Here is a 19,095-nt window from a genome sequence, read left to right as displayed (position 1 = left end):
GATGCAATGGTCGCGACTGTTGGCGCAAATCGTAAAGGAGCTGCTGAGCTTGCTGAGGGACCCCAGGGCGCGCGCCATTCTGGTGTTGCCGCCGATGCTGCAGCTTCTGATCTTCTCCTTTGCTGCCACGCTGGATGTAAGGAATGTGACCCTGGCGGTTTATAACGAAGACACCGGCGCCGCCTCCCAGAATCTCGTGGCCGATATACAGCACGCCAGTTTTGTCAGCGAGGTTATGGTCGTTGGTGACAGCCAGGCACAGGAGCGGTTGCTGGAACGTGGATCAGTGCTATTGGCTGTGCATATTCCGGAAGACTTTTCCCGGAACCGCCTGGCGGGCAAGCCGGCAACGGTTCAGGTGCTTCTGGATGGCCGGAGGGCGAATGCTGCGCAGGTTGCCTTGGGCTACCTGCAGACAATTGCGCTGGGGCAGAGTGGCACCTTTGAACCCGTCGTTCTGCGCCATGCGTTCAACCCCAACCTGATATACCGCTGGTTCGTCGTGCCGGGGCTGTCCGGTATCCTGTCCATGTTCATAGCTTTGGTGGTCACTGCGCTATCAATCTCCAGGGAGCGGGAACTCGGTACCTTTGATCAACTGCTGGTGTCACCCACCACGCCCCTGGAAATCATTATCGCCAAATGCCTGCCCGCGGTGCTGGTCGGCTACGTGATGGGGACCATCATGGTCACCGCCGCGATCGTGCTGTTTCAGGTACCGTTTACCGGCACCCTGGTATGGCTGGCAGGCGCACTGTTGTTGTTCATTCTTTCGGTGGTGGGTATCGGCTTGATGGTGTCTGCCATTGCAGACACCCAACAGCAGGCCATTCTGGGTGCCTTTGCACTGGGTGTTCCCATGATTCTCGTATCCGGTTTCGCAACGCCCGTCGAGAACATGCCCGATGTCCTGCAATGGGTGGCGCAGGGCGTACCCCTGACCCATTTTCTGGTGATTGTGCAGGGCAGCTTCATGAAGGCTCTTCCCGCCGATGTTATTTCGGCTCATCTCTGGCCCATGGCACTGACAGCGCTGTTCACACTTAGTGGCGCAACCATCGTGGTAAAAAGCCGGCTGAACTGATGCCAAGGGCTGGTGCCTTTGGGAGTGCCTTGGCAGCCCGAACGTGACCAGGAAAACGTTGCACTATTCAAACGTTCTTGGGCGAACAGTATCCGGCTTCAGGAAGTCCTTTTCACCGGTGTTGGCATGATCCCCCAGCACCTTACCGTCGGTTTCGCGGACCTGGCCATACCGGGAGCGCTTGTGGAATGTTGGGCCGTATTTCTCAAGGGTCTCCTTGATATCCCCGGTATAGCGGGGATCCTGGGGGCGTTCCTGGCTGTCCATGTAGTAGGCGATATCCCAGGCTTCCTGGTCGCTCAGGGATAAAGGCTGGCCCAATGGCATGTTGTTCTTGATAAAACCGGCAGCCGTATTTATGCGCACGATGCCGGCACCCCAGTTATTGGACTGATCACCCCAGGGAGCTGGGAACACTGTCTGACCGGCAACCCGAAGGCCTTGCCCATCTTCGCCATGACAAACGGAGCACTTGTCACTGAATAGCTGCTCGCCTCTTGCATAACTCAGTTCTTCCGGGCGTTCCGGTGCCGGGAAACCGCGACCGTAGATAGGCTTCTCCGGGTACACTTCCACGCCTTTGGCGAGCCATTGATGATAGGCCGACAGCGCAAGCATGTTGTCGCTGCCATAGGCTGGCGGTTTGCCGTTCATGGAATATGTGAAGCAACCGGCAATCCGTTCCTCCAGGTTATTGACGTGGTCATTCTTGCCCCGGAACCCGGGCAGGGTGACTGCCGCCGGCCAGACCGGAGCGCTAAAGGGTATGCGACCTTCGCCAAGGTGGCAGCTGGAACAGTTCATATTGTTGAAAACGTTCTCGCCGCGAAGCTGCTGGGTGTTGGTGAACAGGTCGTGGCCCCGGCGAATCACCCGCTTGAGTTCCGGGTGCATGTCCGATTGCTCAAGATCTTCCATTGTCGGTGGTATATGAACGAGTTCATTGGCCTCTGGTGCGGGATAACCCAGTCCGGTCAGGGTCTTGATATAGTCGTCTTTCCGGTCGCTCGCATTAACCGCTGCGGTAAAGAGAAGGGAACTGGCCAGGGCTGTGTAAGCAAAAATTGGTTTCATGGCTGTGTCTCCTCTGGATTGGACGCGGGCGGTTGGGTTGAAAGCCAGGCAGCGACGGCAAGGATGTCCTGGTCATTCAGGCGGCGGGCTATGGTGCCCATCAGGTCCTGGGGGTCGTTCTTGCGGCTCCCTTCCTGCCAGGCCTTAAGCTGCACCTCAATATATCGGGCATGTTGCCCGGCAATGCCCGGGAACACCGATCCGGCTCCTTGATTGTTCGGGCCGTGGCAACTCTTGCAGGAGACAACATACTTCGACCAATCCCCTGTTTCTGCCAGCATCTGTCCCCGCTGCAGAGCCTGTTCGTCGGGGTTTTCTCCCGCCTGGCCCGGGGTGGGCGTCATCTCGCTGTAATACTGTGCAACGTCCAGAATCTGTTGGTCCGACAGCATGCCGGCGAAGGATTTCATGGTGGCATTCTGGCGTTGACCGGACTGGAAATCATGCAACTGCTTGGCAATGTACCCGGCGTCCAGGCCCGCCAATCTGGGCCAGGGTTCGCCCTGTGCATTGTTTTTTCCGGAGCCATCTGGCTGGTGGCAGGCGGCGCACATGGCGGCAGCCTCAGCCCCGCGGTTGGCGTCCCCGGTCGTTGCCGCCTGGGCCCACAGGCTTACGGATGCCAGGCTCAACGCGAAAAGAGTGGTTGGCAAGTAGTTCATGGTGGGTGTTCCTCCCGGATCGCCAGCGCTTGCTGGTAATTTGATATTAGTCTGTGCAGGGGATGGCTTGAGTTTCCTTAAAGTCTCAATAGCTATAAGCATATACTATATATGAATATGTGAGGCAAAGTAATCGGCATCGCCCCTCCGCCTGAAATTTATCCGTGGAAGTGATGGTTCTTCCCGGTGCATGCGGGACAGACAGACCAGGACCATCGCCCGATGCGGTATGTGCGTATCTTGCCAAACGCTCCGGAAAGCTGGATAAAGGAGCGTTGAAAATCCCTGTGCCGGCCCCTCGCCACAGGCCTATTTGAGTTGTGGAAGGCTTACCTTATGGGTTCTGGTTTCGCGAGCGCTGACGCATTCCTTCAGGCGCACCCCGAGTTGCAGTTTGTTGACCTGCTGATTCCGGATATTAACGGCATTGTTCGTGGCAAGCGGGTGGCGCCTTCGGCGCTGCCCAAGGTGTTTGAGCGAGGCATTGCAATGCCCGCGTCCATCTTTGCCCTGAATATTCAGGGCACTACGGTTGAAGAGACCGGCCTGGGACTGGATATCGGAGAGGCGGACCGGGTATGCCTGCCTGTCGAGGACACACTCACCATGGAGCCCTGGCAGAAGCGGCCTACTGCCCAGCTGCTGCTGACCATGTACGAGCTGGACCGCAAGGTACCATTCTTCGCAGATCCGCGGGTGGTGTTGCAGAACATCGTCCGGCGTTTCGGTGAGTTGGGTCTGACGCCCGTGTCCGCCTTCGAGCTGGAGTTCTACCTGATTGACCAAGAGAATCTGGCGGGCCGGCCGCAGCCGCCGAAGTCCCCGATTTCCGGCAAGCGCCCGGCGGGCACCCAGGCTTATTCCATTGATGATCTGGATGAGTATGCGGAGTTCCTGGCCGACGTGCTGGATGCTGCCCATGAACAGGAGCTGCCTGCCGATGCCCTGGTGGCAGAATCCGCCCCCGGTCAGTTCGAGGTCAACCTGCATTACGTGGATGACGCGGTAAAGGCCTGTGACCATGCCACGCTGCTCAAACGCCTGATCAAAAGTATGGCCTACGACCATGAGATGGATACCACCTTCATGGCCAAGCCCTACCATGATCAGGCGGGCAGCGGCATGCACTTGCATGTGAGCCTGTTGGATAAGGCTGGGCACAATGTCTTTGCCGGCGATGCCGAACAACCGAATGACATGCTGCGCTGGGCGGTTGGCGGCCTTGTCGCCACCATGAACGATGCCATGGCGTTGTTCTGCCCCAACATAAACTCCTACCGCCGGTTCAGCCCGGAATATTACGTGCCCAGCGCGGCCACCTGGGGTGTCGATAACCGCACCGCGTCGCTACGTCTGCCCGGGGGCGATCCACAGGCGCTTCGCATTGAGCACCGGGTGGCCGGCGCTGATGCCAACCCTTATCTGCTGATGGCGGCGGTGCTGGCGGGTATCCACTACGGCATTTCCAACAAAATCGAGCCGCCGCCGGTGACGGTGGGTAATGCCCATGAGCAGCACGAAGCCAGTCTGGTGAATAACCTGCGGGATGCGTTGAGGGGGCTGGGCCAGTCTCCGGTCATGGCCGATTATCTGGGTAGCCAGTTTCTTGATGTGTTCGTAGCCTGCAAGGAGCATGAATTGACCGAGTTCGAGATGACCATCTCGGATCTGGAGTACCTGTGGTACTTGCACACAGTTTAAAGGCTCTTCAAGGTTAATCAACGGCGCCCGGTGAGGCGCCGTTTTTCGTTTCCAATACTACTCAAGTGCGAGCCAGGTGGCCTTCAGCTCGGTGTACTTGTCGAACGCATGCAGGGACTTGTCCCGGCCATTGCCCGACTGCTTGAAGCCGCCGAAGGGGGCAGTCATGTCGCCGCCATCGTAATGGTTGATCCACACGCTGCCGGCTCGCAGGGCTTTGGCCACCTTATGGGCGGTGTTGATGTTGGAGGTCCATACCGCCGCCGCCAGGCCATAGATGGAATCGTTCGCGATGGCAACTGCCTCCTCGGCGGTCTTGAAGCCGATCACCGAGAGCACCGGCCCGAAGATTTCTTCGGAGGCGATACGCATACGGTTATTCACCCCATCAAACACAGTTGGCTGCACGAACAGGCCGCCGGTGTCTTCCATGATCCGCTGGCCGCCTTCCACCAGGGTTGCCCCTTCGGATTGCCCGATGCCAATGTATTCAATGATGCGGTCAAGCTGGGCCTGATCAACGATGGCACCGCAGGTGGTTGCCGGGTCCAGTGGGTGGCCGGGGCGCCAGGTTGTGAGAGCTTCGCGAATCAGCCCGATAAACTCCGCGCGAATGCTTTCCTGCACCAGCAACCGACTGCCGGCAGTACACACTTCGCCCTGGTTGAAGGCAATGGCGCTGGCAGCTTCGGCAGCGGCTTTCTGCAGATCTGGTGCGTCGGCAAAGACGATATTGGGGCTCTTGCCGCCGGCCTCCAGCCATACACGTTTCATGTTGGACTGGCCGGCGTAGACCATCAGTTGTTTCGCTACTGTGGTGGAGCCGGTAAACACCAGACAGTCCACATCCATGTGCAGAGCCAGCGCCTTGCCTACGGTATGACCATAGCCGGGCAGCACGTTAAACACGCCGGGGGGAATGCCCGCCTCTTCAGCCAGCGCAGCGAGGCGAATGGCGGTGAGGGGGGATTTCTCCGAGGGCTTGAGAATCACCGAGTTGCCGGTGGCCAGGGCCGGAGCAATCTTCCAGGAGGCCATGATCATCGGGAAGTTCCAGGGCACGATGGCTGCCACCACCCCGATGGGTTCCCGGGAGATCATGCCAATCTGGTTATGAGGCGTGGCCGCAAGTTCGCCGTACACCTTGTCGATGGCCTCGGCGGTCCATCGGATCGCTCGGGCGGTCGCTGGCACATCCACCGCGCGGGCGTGGCCGATGGGCTTGCCCATGTCGAGGGTTTCCAGCAGGGCCAGTTCGTCACCGTTGGCTTCGATCAGCTCTGCAAAACGAATGAGTACCGCTTTGCGTTTGCTGGGCGCCAGTTGGCTCCACACGCCTTGTTCAAAGGCATTCCGGGCGGCGATCACGGCGGCATCGGCATCGGCCTGGTCGCAACTGGCAATCTCGGTCAGCTCGCTCCCATCGATGGGGCTGATTGTCAGAAACGTCTCGCCGTGGCTGGCCCATCGGTAAGCACCGTTCACATAGGCGCGGCCTTCAAGAGTGAGCTTTGTTGCCAGTGCCTGCCATTCGGCCAGGCTGGTGGGTGTGGTAGAGCGATCAGGGTAGGGCATGGGTGCCTCGCAGGCAGTGGAGATATGCAATCATAGCAGCAGTTTCGCGGGCAATTGTCAGCTTCGATATAGGTAGAAGAACCTGTCTTCCCGAAGCCCGGGCCTTGGCATAGACTTGCCTCGGCGGCCGCTGTTGTCGCCTGGTTTCAGACCTCTCCGTCACCCTTTTGGCGCCTACTTATGACCCAGTTTCCCCCGGTTCCTTCCTATTACGCGGCTTCTGCCAACCCGGCGCCGCCCCGCCTTGCGTTGCAAGGCCATTGCGAAGCCGATGTGTGTGTGGTGGGCGCCGGTTATACGGGTTTATCCACGGCGCTGTTTCTTGCCGAGGCGGGTTTCAAGGTCGTTGTTCTGGAAGCGGCAACGGTTGGCTGGGGGGCATCCGGTCGCAACGGAGGCCAGATCGTGAACAGCTTCAGTCGCGACCTGGACAGCATCGAGCGCCAGACCGCGCCGGATCATTTACGCCTGCTGGCCGAAATGGCCTTTGAGGGCAGTCAGATTATCCGCCAACGAGTGCAGGATTATGGCATCCAGTGTGATCTGAAAGACGGTGGGGTTTTTGCCGCTCTGAACCCGCGTCAGCTCGGTCACCTGGAGGCTCAGCAAGCCCTGTGGCAACGGTTCGGGTATGACCAGCTGGAGCTGCTGGACCGCACGGCCATGGCTAACCGTGTCGGTACCGATCGCTATATGGGTGGAGCCATTGACCACACCGGTGGCCATATCCATCCCCTGAACCTGGCCCTGGGTGAGGCCCTGGCACTGGAATCCAGGGGTGGAATCATTCATGAATACTCGGCTGTTACAGAGATCGTTTCCGGCCCTGTGGCGACAGTGAAAACCGGTCAGGGAGAGGTGAAAGCAAGGTTCGTGGTTCTGGCAGGCAATGCGTATCTTGGTGGCCTGGTGCCGGAACTCGGGGCTAAATCCATGCCTTGCGGTTCGCAGATCATTGCCACCGAGCCACTGGACGATGCGCTGGCCAGGAAACTGCTGCCCCTCGATAACTGTGTGGAAGACTGCAATTATCTGTTGGATTACTTCCGCCTCTCCGGCGATAAACGCCTCATTTATGGCGGTGGCGTGGTGTATGGCGCCCGCGATCCGGCCAACATAGAACGGCTGATTCGCCCCAACATGCTAAAGACCTTCCCGGCGCTGGCCAACGTTAAGGTCGATTACGCGTGGACCGGCAACTTCCTGCTTACCCTGTCACGCCTGCCGCAAATGGGCCGCCTGCAGGACAACGTATTCTACTCCCAGGGCTGCTCCGGCCATGGCGTGACCTTCACCCATGTGGCAGGCAAGGCTCTGGCAATGGCGATACAAGGTCAGGCCGGGCGCTTCGATGCGTTCGCCAGTCTGCCCCACTATCCATTCCCCGGAGGCCGGCGGTTCCGGGTACCGCTTACCGCAATCGGGGCCTGGTATTATGCATTGCGAGACCGGTTGGGGGTGTAAGCGACCGGCGGGATGACCGGCTCCGGGCCGTCACCGCAGAGCAGGGCAGTGATAGAATGTGCTTAACTGGTGATGCGAGACTGTGAGGAGAATCGCCCATGAATCCTGATGAATGGAGAGCCATGATGGAGGTCATTCCCGACGTTCGCGACGGATTGACCCGCACAGAGCGTATCGTCCTCTATGTTGTGCACGAAACTCAGCGGGAACTGAATGGCCGCAATGTTCCCACGGCCATGTTGTATGGGCGGGTGCTGGAGTATGTGGATATGAGCGAGGCAGAACTGCATGTCTACCTGGATCGCCTGGGCGTCAGGGGCGACGCTCTGTAACAAGGATGCCATTCTCGCCGAACGTCAGCCAGGCGATGGTTTCACCGGTCTGATCGTGCAGTTGTTGACCAGAAAGGAAGGTGTATGGGCCTGTTTTTCTGGGTGCGGTTAATGCGTGTCTGGATAGCCCGTGAAACAGTGAAACTGAATCCTGTGTTCACGGGCTCTGCCTTACGTCCGGATTTCGGATGGTGAATTAGCCACTGACCTGGCGCCGAATGTGATCGATCACCTCACCGTGCTCGTGCTGGGGGCTGAACATTACAATGTCGGTGTCTTTCCCCGCCCTTACACTATGCCCGGGAGGCCAATAGAACAGGTCGCCGGTTTGTGAGGTTTCCTCGCTGCCATCGGTATAAAGCGCAGTGATTTCCCCGTCAACAACATAGCCCCAATGGGGGCTCTGACAACTGTCATCCTTAAGTCCATGCAACAATGCTGTGATATCGGTGCCCGCTCCAAAGGAGAAATACTCGGCCCCCATGGTCCCGTAGCCGGTTACATCGCCAAAATCGGTTTTCTGGCGAGCAATTGCACCGGGTACGTCAATCCGAACAGGTACATCTTCTTTTGCGATACGCATAGAGATTACCTCCGTGTGGATTTGTTGCAGGATTGTTGCCACCCCTCAGGTACTTCGGACAAAACCCTGTAATTCAAAGTAGCATACTTTTTCCCGTTAACTGTGCGTCCAATAATGCGGGAAAGGCGATACTGAATGCCTTTGGCACATCCCTGGCAGCATGCTAGGGCGTTGCCGGTTTGAAAGCCCCGCTTCTTCGCTTGCGCCAGCGCACTGGCGGCGAACCGGTCCAGCGCCGGAACGCACGGTAGAAAGTGCTTACTTCGGCAAAACCCAGTGCCTCTGCAATTTCCGGCAGGGGGGTGCTCGGATCCGTCACCGCCTGCAACGCCTTCTCACGGCGTACGTCGTCCAGAAGAGCATCGAAGGTCTGTCCCTGTTCCTGAAGCCGCCGTGCGAGCGTTCGTTGGCTGATGCCCAGAGCCTTCGCCGCTTCGGCACGGCGAGGCAGAACCGGGCCCAGCCGGGCATTCAGCCACCGACGCAGTTCCGGAGCAGAGGCACTGTTCATGGAGAGGGCCGCCAGGCGGGCGGTGGTATATCGCTCGTGAACCTGTGCAAGTTGAGGATCGGCCTGGGGCAGGGGCCGATCCAGCACGGCATTCTCAATCAACACACCGCTGAACGCCTGTTCGAACTCTACCGGGCAGTTGAATACCGCCTGGTACCCATGCATTGGCCCGAGCCGTGGCTGGCTGAACTGCACGCGCGAGGGCTGCATCCGGGTTCCCGTCACCCAACTGGCAAAGCCCACCACAGCCGCCAGAACCGCTTCAATCTGGTGGGGGCTGAAGGCCAGCTTGCCCTGCCGGGGGTGGTAGACCAGCCAGGTGGCGGTATTGCCTGCGAGGATCTGGAACCGCCCACCATCGGAGATCAGGCGCTGGAAGCGCTGCACCATCACAATGGCCTCACGCAGGGTAGCGGCGGACTGAAGGGCGAACCCCACACCGCTGATGCTCATCGGGGTGAACTCGGCGCCCACCTTCAGCCCGAACCCCGGATCGCCGGTGCAACGTTCCGCCGCATGCCATAGCCGGGTGATGTCATCAATGGGCCAGCGTTCCTGGGCGCTGACTGGCTCAGGAATACCGGCCGCAGCCAACAGGGTGTCTGCATCCACGGCAAGGCGCTGCGCCGCTGCAATCACGGTGTTCACCCAGCCAATGGAAACTGTGGCCTCTAATGTCAAATTCGCTGGCCTCTGAAGTCAATTTTAAAGCCATGGTACCGGTATATCTTTAAGGCTGACAACTCATTACGACCGAGTCGGATGCGCACTATGGCCAAGGTAATTTCTTCAGACATTCTGGTGGTCGGCGGAGGCCTGGCCGGTATCGTCGCGGCCCTCGAAGCTCTGCGAGCCGGGAAATCAGTGACCCTTGCGGACAGGGATACGGCTGAACGAATGGGTGGCCTGGCACTGTGGGCGTTTGGCGGCATGATGCTGGTGGGCACCCCCCTGCAAAAACGCATGAAGATTGGCGACACGCCCGAGATTGCCCTGGGTGACTGGCTCAACTTTGGTGAGCTGGCTCCCGATGATCAATGGCCTCTGCAATGGGCACGCTACTATGTGGAGCATTCGCGATCAGAAGTGTATGACTGGCTGGACAATGAAGGCATTAAATTCCTGCCGGCGGTGAATTGGGTGGAGCGTGGCCGCCTCGGAGAGGGCAACCGTCTGCCCCGTTACCATGTTGTCTGGGGTACCGCCCGGGAGCTGGTCCGCTGCCTACTGGCGGCCCTGCACCGGGAAAATACCGGCGGCAGACTCACTCTGCTGCACCGGCATCGCATCACCGAACTGGACCACTGCGCAGGCAAAGCCAGTGGTGCCCTGGCCATCAACGAAGCCACCGGTGAAGAAGTCCGCTTGGCGGCATCCGCTGTGGTACTGGCCACCGGCGGTATCAACGGCAGCCACAGGGAATGCCGGGCCAACTGGCCCGTCGACCGTCCGCAACCTGCCCAGATGTTGAACGGGGCTCATCCAAATGCGGATGGCCGTATGCATCACTGGGTAGCCGACACCTTGGGTGGCAAGATTACCCACGCCGGGGAAATGTGGAATTACGCGGCTGGCTTCCCGCATCCTTACCCCCATTTTCCGGGCCATGGTCTTTCCACCATTCCCTGCAAATCCGCCCTGTGGCTGAACCACCGGGGTGAGCGGATCGGCCCGGAACCCCTGGTGACCGGATTCGATACCCACTGGTTGTGCCAGCGGGTGGCGGAACAGGAAAAACCCTGGACCTGGCACCTGTTGAACTGGCGCATTGCGGCCAAGGAATTTGCCATCTCCGGCGCCGAACACAACGCCCGGATCCGCGACAAACAGTTCCCCCAATTCGTGAAAGAGCTGTTGCTGGGCAATCACGCCCTGGTGCGCCAAATGCAGCATGAAAGCCGGGATTTCCTGGTGGCGGATAACCTTGCCGAGCTGGCCGGCAAGATGAACGCGCTAACCTGCTCCCACGACATGAAGCCGGCAACGCTTCAGGCTACGGCGGACGCCTTCGATGCCAACTTCACAGCGGGCACCCATCTCCATAACGATGCCCAGATCCGGATGATCCAGCATGCCCGGGAATGGAAGCCGGACCGGCTGCGCACCTGCAAACCAGCCCCGCTGCAAAAGCCCGGCGCCGGGCCCTACATCGCCGTCCGCATGCAATTGATCACCCGCAAGAGCCTGGGTGGTCTGCAAACGGATCTGCAAAGCCGTATTCTCAATGCTCAGGGAGCGCCGGTAGAAGGCCTGTACTGTGTGGGAGAGGCCGCAGGCTTTGGCGGCGGTGGTGCTAACGGCAAGCGGTCCCTGGAAGGCACCTTCCTGCCCGCCTGTATCATGACGGCACGTGCCGCGGTGCGCTCTATTGTGACCGGAGGCTGAAGCCCTTGAACCCGAAGCTGACCCCAGCGGCACAATCGGCCAGAACCCTGATAACTGAATTCCGAAAGGTTGGAGAATAACAATGACAAACGGCGCACAAGCCCTGATGAAAACCCTGGTGGATGCCGGCGTGGAAGTCTGCTTCAGCAACCCTGGAACCAGCGAAATGCATTTTGTGGCGGCTCTGGATGACGAGCCTAAAATGCGGGCTGTGCTTGCCTTGTTCGAGGGTGTCGCCACCGGCGCTGCGGACGGCTACGCCCGCATGGCTGACAAACCCGCCGCCACCCTGTTGCACCTGGGCTGTGGCCTCGGCAACGGCCTGGCCAACCTGCACAATGCCCGCAAGGGCAAGGTGCCAGTGCTGAACATTGTTGGTGACCACGCCACCTACCACGTGAAATACGACGCCCAGCTGCAATCCGATATCGAGACCGTTGCCCGCAACGTTTCCCCCGGCTTTGTCCGCACCGCCAAGAGCACAGAAACACTCTGCCAGGATGCCGCCGAAGCCATTGCCGCCGCCCGCACGGCGCCGGGGCAGGTGGCCACACTGATCCTGCCGGCAGACGTTTCCTGGGGTGAGGGCGGTGTGCCCAGCGCACCCATGGCACCGCCCACACCGGAGCCGGCAGACGATGCCACGGTAGAAACCATTGCCTCTGCCATCCGCTCCGGCAAGAAAACGGCCCTACTGATGGGCGGGCATTCCCTGCGGGAACCCAGCATGCTGGCGGCAGCCAAACTGGCGGCGCACAGCGGCGTTACCTTGTTGGCAGAAACCTTCCCGACCCGGATGGAACGGGGTGCCGGCCTGCCTTACGTGGAACGCCTGGCCTATCTGGCTGAGCTGGCTACGGTGCAACTGACGGATGTGGAACAACTGATTCTGGTGGATGCGAAGGCACCGGTCTCCTTCTTCGCCTATCCCGGCAAGAAGAGCTATCTGGTGCCGGATACCTGCCAGGTACACACTCTGGTGGCCCCGGACCAAGATATCCTGGCCAGCCTGAACAAACTCAACGATGCCGTTGGCGCCAGCCAGGCGCAGCCGAAGCTACAGCCGGAGAAACGACCGGGCCGGCCACGGGGCAAGCTGACCGCCGAGAAAGTCTGCAAAGCGGTAGGGGAACTGATGCCCGAGAACGCCATCATCGTGGACGAAGGCATCACCTCCAGCCTGATGCTCTCGGTAATGACCGCCGGCGCGCCCCGCCACGACATGATCACCCTCACCGGCGGCGCCATTGGCCAGGGCCTGCCCAACGCCGTGGGTGCCGCCGTGGCCTGCCCGGACCGGCCGGTAGTGGCCCTGATTGGCGACGGAACTGCCATGTACACCATCCAGGCCCTCTGGACCATGGCCCGGGAGCAGCTGAATGTAACCTCCATCATCTTCAACAACGCCTCCTACTCCGTGCTCAACATCGAACTGGAGCGGGTAGGCGCGGAAGAGGCCGGGGAGAAAGCCAAATCCCAACTGGACCTGCGCGGCCCGGTGATCAACTTCGCGGAACTGGCCAACGGCATGGGCGTTCACGCCGTGCGGGTACACACCGCCGAGGAAATGGCAAAAGCCCTGGAATATGCCCAGAGAATGCCGGGACCACACCTGATTGAAGCCGTGATCCCGGAATCCCTGAGCGGGGTGAAACGCCGGATACTGCCGTGGATGCTGCGCTCATTGCCCAGCCTGCCGCTGTCGGTTTCCAAGGCGCTGAAGCGCAAGCTGGCGCCCTGAGGCAGATTCAGTCAAACCTGGCCAGGTTCTGGAGCGCAATGGTGTACTCACCCTTACCGGCATCAAACCCAATCCGGTAGGTTGCCGGATACCAGGCCGGGTAGCTGTAACGTTGGGGTTGCTTTACCGGTGAGGTCATTTCCGGAAGCGACTCCAGAAAGGCCAGCGACACCATCGGCTCAACGAACATCAGTTCGCCCTTGTAATAGCCGTAGATGAAGTTGTGGCTGAACGTTTGGCCATGGAATTCATGCCCCGCGGGGTCCAGGCCGTGCATTCCCATCCTTTCTACAGCTGCATCCGGCGGGATCACGTAGCCCGCGGGCACGAGTTGTGGGTCTGGTGCCGCCATGGCCAGTTCACGGCCCTCGCCATGGAAGGTAATCGCTTCACGCTCACCATTGCTGATCAGGTAGAAATGCACGTCGAAGTGGGGAACCGTGTAGACCCCATCAGGAATATGGCCGGCCGGGTTCCAGTCAAGAACCACGTGATCGTATCCCGTCTTGGGGCCTGCATCCGGCATGGGTAATGAAAACTCCCAGACCATCTGGTTGCCCTGAACCTCGGGAAGCCCCTGAAGGGCATACTTTGTCATGACGACAGATACAGATTCAGGTTCGTTCATCCCGTTAGCAATGACTTCCACGCGCGCGGTGCCATTACCGACCGGCATGGGGGCTCCGGTGAAAACGACTGGATCGGCGGCGAGCGCGACACTGGCAAAACCCAGGCAGGCTGCGGTAAGGATGGAACCGTTGGGTTGGAACAGACAAAGAGCAGTCTTCATTTCATCACTCCTCAATGACACATGCCGTTCGGCATTATGTAGCGGCCGCTATGGCCAGAAAGCCATCGCCCTTCGGGCTGACTCAGAGGAGATCGGAATTGGCAGGCTGGGCTGACAGCAGTATAACGCGCTTCCTGTCTGCACGCTTCTCCCTACTACCACCACAACGGGATTTGGCTGGATGGAATTAATATATCAGTTGGACTGGTTTTCTCCACTGAAAAGTTTTTCAGGAACGGCCTTGTCTGCCAGTGCCTCAGCAATATACCGGTAGCCCTTCTGGCCGGGGTGATAACCATCACTGGCCAGCAGTTCTGGGTCGGTGACCACCGGGTAGTTCACGTAGCTGAAGTCTTGGGGGTACTGCCGTGCGAGGCGGATATAGAGTTTATCTAGCTGCCTTGCCCGCCAACCCATCACGTAACGAAGCGGCGAAGGCAGCGCCGTGAACAGATGCATGGGAGGCACGCTGAGAAGCAGAATGGGCCCCGGATACCGGGGTGCGAGCAATCCGCGCAACTCCCTCAACTGCCGGCGGAAACGATAGCGGGGTGTGAACCCCGTGGTGTCGTTCACCCCCATGCTCAACAGCACCACATCCGCCTCTGGCAATTCGGCGGTTTCCAGCTCGCGAATCAGCGCCCCAAGCCGAATGCCGTTGACCCCGAAGGTGTGCCAGGCAATGGTCTGGCCGGTGCGCTTGTAGATCTGCCTCGCCAACTGGCTGGCCAGGCCCTGCTCGTGAGTTTCAACGCCGACACCGGCCGCTGTGGATTCACCAATCACCAGGATTCGCCTGGCCGGAGAGTCTTCACCATATTGACCAGACGGAGAGCCGCCAGCTTCCGGCAGCCTGGGCGTTGTGCGACGGGCTTGCTTGCCCTGGTACAGCAGTACCGGGAAGAGCAGGGCGGTGGTCAGCCAGAAAGGGAAGTGCATCTGAAGGGGCTCCGGTTATGCCGACAGATCAGTGAGCGACTGACTTGGAGAATACATTGATCACCACAACACCGGAAATAATCAGCGCCATACCAATTACACTGGCGGCATCCAGCGTTTGCCCGTAAATCAGCCAGCCGATAAACGCCACCAGTACAATGCCCAGCCCCGCCCAGATGGCATAGGCCAAGCCCACCGGAATTTCCTTCAGTGTGATCGAGAGGAAGTAAAAGGCAACGGCATAGCCTCCAATCACCAGCAGGCTGGGCCAGAGCCTGGTAAACCCTTCACTGGCTTTCAGCCCGCTGGTTGCTACCACTTCCGCAACTATGGCAATGCCAAGAAATAGCCAACTTTTCACAGTGAATCTCCAGTGCCGGACGAAATTGGGAAACAGACGATACCAGCCCTCAGCGCCGCCTGACAGGGTAGCTCTCGAAAAGGAGAAGCACCTGGCCACCTGGCCCCGTGATTGTATTCCGGGGATATACGAACGCGTTCGTATAATTAGCTGTTAGGCAATCGTCACGATGAAATGGATCGCTATTTTCTTGCTGGTTATCCCCTGCGCTGCAGTATCAGAAGCTGAGCTAGATTTTCACCTTTGTTCGGCCTTTGTGCAGCAGTCGGCAGCAGGGGCAAAGTCCGAAAGTGGGTGGCCGGTTCACGTAAAGCTGACAAAAGTTGGGGCCACAAGTTTTGAGAGGTTCACTGACGCAAACATTGGCAGAATGAGCCGCCTAGCGGCCGTCCACCGAACGCCCTAGTCGGGCGCCGCTTAATTTTGGCGTGTGTGCCGGGCATGGCACAGAACTAGGGAGGTGAAAGTCCTCCTGCCAGGTGTTCGCAGAGCCGAAGGCTAGGAGAAGAGCAAGGGCGTCATCGCGAGGTGGGGTCCGGAGGAAGCCCAATCCAAAGCGGCGGGGCGACGAACAGGAACCCGATACGAGGTGTGGTACATCCGGGGCGAGCGGGCACGTGACCGCGAAGCCCTCCTTCTGCGACTGGGGTGTGCTTTATAAATCGGGCGTCTACGCCGTGAAAGCTCTGTGCCTTACCCCGGGAGGTCTGCCATGTGTGGACGGACCCACTGAGAGACGAGCGATCGCCTCTGATCGCGTGGCAGAAATCAGCCGAGGGCATAGTAGGTTCGCCCGTGAACCGAAGGCCCGAACAGAGACAGGAGTCGAGTGTCCGTGCAGGGAAACGAGATGGCATCTGCAAAGCAGCTTGCGCTGCCCCTGGAGCAACCAGGGGATGAACCCGTTTCCGGAAATCGGGAAGACTCGCACTCCGTTCAACCCTCACCGTGGATGGCGCGTGTGTTGAGCAGGGACAACCTCAATCGCGCCCTGAAGCAGGTTCGACGTAACAAGGGAGCGCCGGGCGTCGACGGCATGACCGTGGATGAACTGCCGGATTATCTGCGCCAACACTGGCCGGAGATTCGACAACAGCTGCTCCAGCAGACCTACCGACCAAAACCGGTACGGCGGGTCACCATCCCCAAAGCCAACGGCGGTTCCCGCCCTCTGGGTATTCCAACGGTGCTGGACCGCTTTATCCAGCAGACGATTGCCCAAGTTGTCCAGCAGGACTGGGAACCCCGCTTTCATCCGAACAGCTACGGTTTTCGTCCTGGGCGTTCTGCGCATCAAGCGGTCCGATACGGACAGCGCTGCGCCCGGGAAGGTCGCAGCTGGGTGGTGGATCTGGACCTGGAAGCCTTCTTTGATCGGGTAAACCATGATCGCCTGATGGCACGGCTGAAACGGCACACGCCGGACAAGCCCTTGCTCCGGTTGATCAACCGATACTTGAAAGCAGGCGTCCAGATCGACAGCCGCAAAGCCCCGACACCCGAGGGCGTACCGCAAGGCGGGCCATTGTCTCCGGTGTTGGCGAATGTGGTGCTGGACGAACTGGACTGGGAACTGGAACGGCGCAACCTGCGCTTCGCCCGCTACGCCGATGACTGCCAGATCTATGTTGGCAGTCGCCGCGCTGGTGAGCGGGTGATGGTGAGTCTGACGCGCTTTATCGAGGACTCACTGAGGCTCACAGTGAATACACGAAAGAGTGCGGTGGACCGGCCCTGGAAGCGCAGCTTCCTGGGCTTCACCCTCAGCCAGAAAGGACAGCGACTGAAAGTGGCCAACAAAGCCCTCGACAAGCTGAAAACCCAAATCCGGATACTGAGCCGCCGAACACGGGGCCACTCACTGGCCCAGGTGATCGCAGATCTGAAAGAGACCCTGCTTGGTTGGAAAGCGTACTTCGACGAAGCCGAAGTGCTGAGCCCGCTGCGGGACCTGGACAAGTGGATACGGCGGAGATTGAGAAGTTACGTGTGGAAGCAATGGGGGCGAAGGGGGTATCGTGAGCTGAGAAAGCGGGGTGTCTCGGTCAGGTTGGCCTGGAACACCGCGAAATCAGCCCACGGCCCGTGGCGGTTGAGTCATTCGCCGGCACTGCGGCAAGCCTTACCGGCCCGATTGTTCCGGAGCTATGGACTGCCGGAATTGGCAGTACGGTAAAGGGTTGAATCAAGTCACTGAATCGCCGTGGTACGTGATCCGTATGCCCGGTGATGTGGGAGGAGGGGCATCGTGAGGTGCCCCCCTATCCCGATTAAATGCCAGTGACAGCCAGGTCCAGAGCTCCAACAATCTGATCTCTGAAATGCGAGAGGGAACCAACCGGGCTTTTGAGATGCTTTTCAGAAACAGAGGAAATTTGCGGGGTTAAAAGTAGAAGTTCCTGGTCTGCAAAGCTGATTTCCGGCGTGAGTTCCTGCATGGCTTCGCCACCAAATGCGGAGCGTTTCCCCAAAGGGATTACGATGCGAGTTGCAAGCTCACTCAGCAGACTGCTCTGAATATCGACAAGGTAAGGGTAGTGCGCTTTGCTGGTCTTGCTTGGGTTGGGGTAGACATCGAACTGTGCCATCAAAACTCCCTGAATTCGTCGCCGAAGCATCCATGTTGTTCAACAAATTCGTTGTAACTTTTAATGGCAGCGCGATTTTCTTCAACCCATTGTTCTGCTTGGCGTTTGGAAAGCTCTTCTTTCAAGGCTCGCTCCAGCGTAGCAGACAAGTTAATGTTCAGTTCACGGGTCTTACGCAGCAGATCGCTGTTGATTGAGAGGTTCGTGGCTTTTTTGGGTGCGGCGGCGTTGTAGAGTTCGGCCATTGGAGCCTCCAAATGACTGTTTAATACATGATCTTAGTTTATGCGCATGGGCATGCGCACTCAAGTATTTAACCAATGGCTGTTGTTTAAACGTCTCAACAACACTGTTTAATCGATCCGGAACGGAGAACACCATGTCTTCCCCCCTCGTGACTACCGACTGGCTGCAGGACAACCTGGATAACCAATGTTTGGTACTGATCGACGCGAGTATGGTCAATGTCGTTGGCAAGGAGCCGATCGTTTATGACCGCCCGGTGTTCATCCCGGGCAGCTATAAGATCGATCTGGAAGGAACGCTCTGCGATACCGGATCTTCCCAAATCCATGCCTTCCCGACGGAAGAGCAGTTCACAGAGGAAGCCCGCAGGCTGGGCATTACGCCCGAAAGCCTGGTGGTGCTGTATGACAACCAGGGCCTCTACTCGGCACCCCGGGCCTGGTGGATTTTTCGGGCCATGGGTCTCAACCACGTCTTTGTTCTGGATGGTGGCCTGCCGCAGTGGTTGGCCGAAGGGCGGGACACAGTTTCTGCTCCGGTTGCAGAGGCGGCCACGCCTGGCAGCGTGGCGGGCAACCTCGACCGTAGCCTGGTTCGGGATTCCGCCTACATTTTCCAGCACCTGGAGGACGAGCGCATAATGGTCATCGATGCGCGGTCACAGGCGCGTTTCCTGGCACAGGCGCCAGAACCCCGGCCCGGTGTGCGCGGTGGCCACATTCCCAATTCCCTCAACCTGCCGTTTTCGGAGGTGCTGGAGGGTTATCGGTTCAAGCCTGCCAGCGAGCTGGCGGCAACGTTTGCGCACCTCGCTCCGTCTCTTCCACCCAACAACGAGCAGCAGCTGGTGTTCTCCTGTGGTTCCGGTATCACTGCCTGCATCATTCTGCTGGCGGCCGAGCTGGTGGGGTATAACCAGCTGTCGCTGTACGACGGCTCCTGGGCCGACTGGGGCAGCAGTGAGTCGCTGCCCGTGGCGTAGCGCACGTTGATCTGGCTACCGGTGGATTGTTCTTGTCAAGCAAGCGCTCAGGCCGCCGGCCGGAAGTAAGCCCAATC

18 protein-coding genes are annotated in these 19,095 nt (G+C 59.2%); 8 read left to right on the top strand and 10 right to left on the bottom strand.

Annotated elements, in window-relative coordinates:
• The first annotated feature begins 1 nt into the window (after nucleotide 1).
• The gene (locus BKP64_RS09500) at nucleotides 2-1,084 is read left to right on the top strand and encodes an ABC transporter permease (protein WP_070969012.1); all 1,083 of its coding nucleotides are present in this window, start codon (nucleotides 2-4) and stop codon (nucleotides 1,082-1,084) included.
• A 63-nt stretch (nucleotides 1,085-1,147) separates the two neighbouring features.
• On the opposite strand, the gene BKP64_RS09495 is transcribed toward BKP64_RS09500, so the two are convergent.
• Together BKP64_RS09495 and BKP64_RS09490 are read right to left on the bottom strand one after the other, a co-directional pair.
• Nucleotides 1,148-2,158, bottom strand: a complete 1,011-nt coding sequence (locus BKP64_RS09495; protein ID WP_070969009.1) for a c-type cytochrome — start codon at nucleotides 2,156-2,158, stop codon at nucleotides 1,148-1,150.
• Nucleotides 2,155-2,820: a c-type cytochrome gene (locus BKP64_RS09490; RefSeq protein WP_070969006.1), complete on the bottom strand. Its 666-nt coding sequence runs from the start codon at nucleotides 2,818-2,820 to the stop codon at nucleotides 2,155-2,157. The genes BKP64_RS09495 and BKP64_RS09490 overlap by 4 nt, the downstream gene beginning before the upstream one ends.
• Before the next feature lie 336 nt (nucleotides 2,821-3,156).
• On the opposite strand from BKP64_RS09490, the gene BKP64_RS09485 reads away from it, so the two are divergent.
• Nucleotides 3,157-4,521 (top strand): glutamine synthetase family protein, encoded by a 1,365-nt coding sequence (locus BKP64_RS09485; RefSeq protein ID WP_070969005.1) that lies wholly within the window; start codon nucleotides 3,157-3,159, stop codon nucleotides 4,519-4,521.
• A gap of 57 nt (nucleotides 4,522-4,578) precedes the next feature.
• On the opposite strand, the gene BKP64_RS09480 is transcribed toward BKP64_RS09485, so the two are convergent.
• Nucleotides 4,579-6,096 (bottom strand): aldehyde dehydrogenase, encoded by a 1,518-nt coding sequence (locus tag BKP64_RS09480; RefSeq protein WP_070968998.1) that lies wholly within the window; start codon nucleotides 6,094-6,096, stop codon nucleotides 4,579-4,581.
• A gap of 180 nt (nucleotides 6,097-6,276) precedes the next feature.
• On the opposite strand from BKP64_RS09480, the gene BKP64_RS09475 reads away from it, so the two are divergent.
• Complete coding sequence (locus BKP64_RS09475; RefSeq protein ID WP_070968995.1) at nucleotides 6,277-7,560, top strand: NAD(P)/FAD-dependent oxidoreductase; 1,284 nt, start codon at nucleotides 6,277-6,279, stop codon at nucleotides 7,558-7,560.
• 98 nt (nucleotides 7,561-7,658) lie between these two features.
• A complete protein-coding gene (locus tag BKP64_RS09470; protein WP_083329194.1) occupies nucleotides 7,659-7,892 on the top strand; it encodes a hypothetical protein in 234 nt (77 codons plus the stop codon).
• A gap of 196 nt (nucleotides 7,893-8,088) precedes the next feature.
• Here the strand turns inward: BKP64_RS09470 and BKP64_RS09465 are convergent, their stop codons facing one another.
• Both BKP64_RS09465 and BKP64_RS09460 read right to left on the bottom strand, forming a co-directional pair.
• The gene (locus BKP64_RS09465; RefSeq protein ID WP_070968992.1) at nucleotides 8,089-8,475 is read right to left on the bottom strand and encodes a cupin domain-containing protein; all 387 of its coding nucleotides are present in this window, start codon (nucleotides 8,473-8,475) and stop codon (nucleotides 8,089-8,091) included.
• Between the two features lie 163 nt (nucleotides 8,476-8,638).
• A complete protein-coding gene (locus tag BKP64_RS09460; RefSeq protein WP_070968990.1) occupies nucleotides 8,639-9,667 on the bottom strand; it encodes an AraC family transcriptional regulator in 1,029 nt (342 codons plus the stop codon).
• 90 nt (nucleotides 9,668-9,757) lie between these two features.
• On the opposite strand from BKP64_RS09460, the gene BKP64_RS09455 reads away from it, so the two are divergent.
• Nucleotides 9,758-11,371, top strand: coding sequence for an FAD-dependent oxidoreductase (locus BKP64_RS09455; RefSeq protein WP_070968987.1), 1,614 nt, complete (start codon nucleotides 9,758-9,760; stop codon nucleotides 11,369-11,371).
• 82 nt (nucleotides 11,372-11,453) lie between these two features.
• Nucleotides 11,454-13,112, top strand: a complete 1,659-nt coding sequence (locus tag BKP64_RS09450) for an acetolactate synthase large subunit (protein ID WP_070968986.1) — start codon at nucleotides 11,454-11,456, stop codon at nucleotides 13,110-13,112.
• Between the two features lie 7 nt (nucleotides 13,113-13,119).
• On the opposite strand, the gene BKP64_RS09445 is transcribed toward BKP64_RS09450, so the two are convergent.
• The 3 genes from BKP64_RS09445 to BKP64_RS09435 all read right to left on the bottom strand — a co-directional run bounded on the left by BKP64_RS09445 (nucleotide 13,120) and on the right by BKP64_RS09435 (nucleotide 15,238).
• Nucleotides 13,120-13,902, bottom strand: coding sequence for a DUF5602 domain-containing protein (locus BKP64_RS09445; protein WP_070968981.1), 783 nt, complete (start codon nucleotides 13,900-13,902; stop codon nucleotides 13,120-13,122).
• Between the two features lie 195 nt (nucleotides 13,903-14,097).
• Nucleotides 14,098-14,841 (bottom strand): SGNH/GDSL hydrolase family protein, encoded by a 744-nt coding sequence (locus BKP64_RS09440; RefSeq protein WP_070968979.1) that lies wholly within the window; start codon nucleotides 14,839-14,841, stop codon nucleotides 14,098-14,100.
• A gap of 28 nt (nucleotides 14,842-14,869) precedes the next feature.
• Entirely contained in the window at nucleotides 14,870-15,238 is a 369-nt protein-coding gene (locus tag BKP64_RS09435; protein WP_472387582.1) for a DMT family transporter, read from the bottom strand.
• Between the two features lie 814 nt (nucleotides 15,239-16,052).
• On the opposite strand from BKP64_RS09435, the gene ltrA reads away from it, so the two are divergent.
• On the top strand, nucleotides 16,053-17,378 hold the full coding sequence (gene ltrA / locus BKP64_RS09430; protein WP_070973629.1) for a group II intron reverse transcriptase/maturase: 1,326 nt from the start codon (nucleotides 16,053-16,055) through the stop codon (nucleotides 17,376-17,378).
• A gap of 94 nt (nucleotides 17,379-17,472) precedes the next feature.
• On the opposite strand, the gene BKP64_RS09425 is transcribed toward ltrA, so the two are convergent.
• A complete protein-coding gene (locus BKP64_RS09425) occupies nucleotides 17,473-17,790 on the bottom strand; it encodes a CcdB family protein (protein ID WP_070968972.1) in 318 nt (105 codons plus the stop codon).
• Nucleotides 17,790-18,035: a type II toxin-antitoxin system CcdA family antitoxin gene (locus tag BKP64_RS09420; protein ID WP_070968969.1), complete on the bottom strand. Its 246-nt coding sequence runs from the start codon at nucleotides 18,033-18,035 to the stop codon at nucleotides 17,790-17,792. Before BKP64_RS09420 ends, BKP64_RS09425 begins: the two co-directional genes overlap by 1 nt.
• Before the next feature lie 134 nt (nucleotides 18,036-18,169).
• On the opposite strand from BKP64_RS09420, the gene BKP64_RS09415 reads away from it, so the two are divergent.
• Nucleotides 18,170-19,018 carry a sulfurtransferase gene (locus BKP64_RS09415; protein ID WP_070968966.1) on the top strand — a complete coding sequence of 283 codons (849 nt, stop codon included), beginning with the start codon at nucleotides 18,170-18,172 and terminating at the stop codon, nucleotides 19,016-19,018.
• Nucleotides 19,019-19,095: the final 77 nt, after the last annotated feature.

This window comes from Marinobacter salinus (assembly GCF_001854125.1).
GTDB lineage: Bacteria > Pseudomonadota > Gammaproteobacteria > Pseudomonadales > Oleiphilaceae > Marinobacter > Marinobacter salinus.
This window is presented reverse-complemented; position numbering and strand designations above follow the sequence as displayed.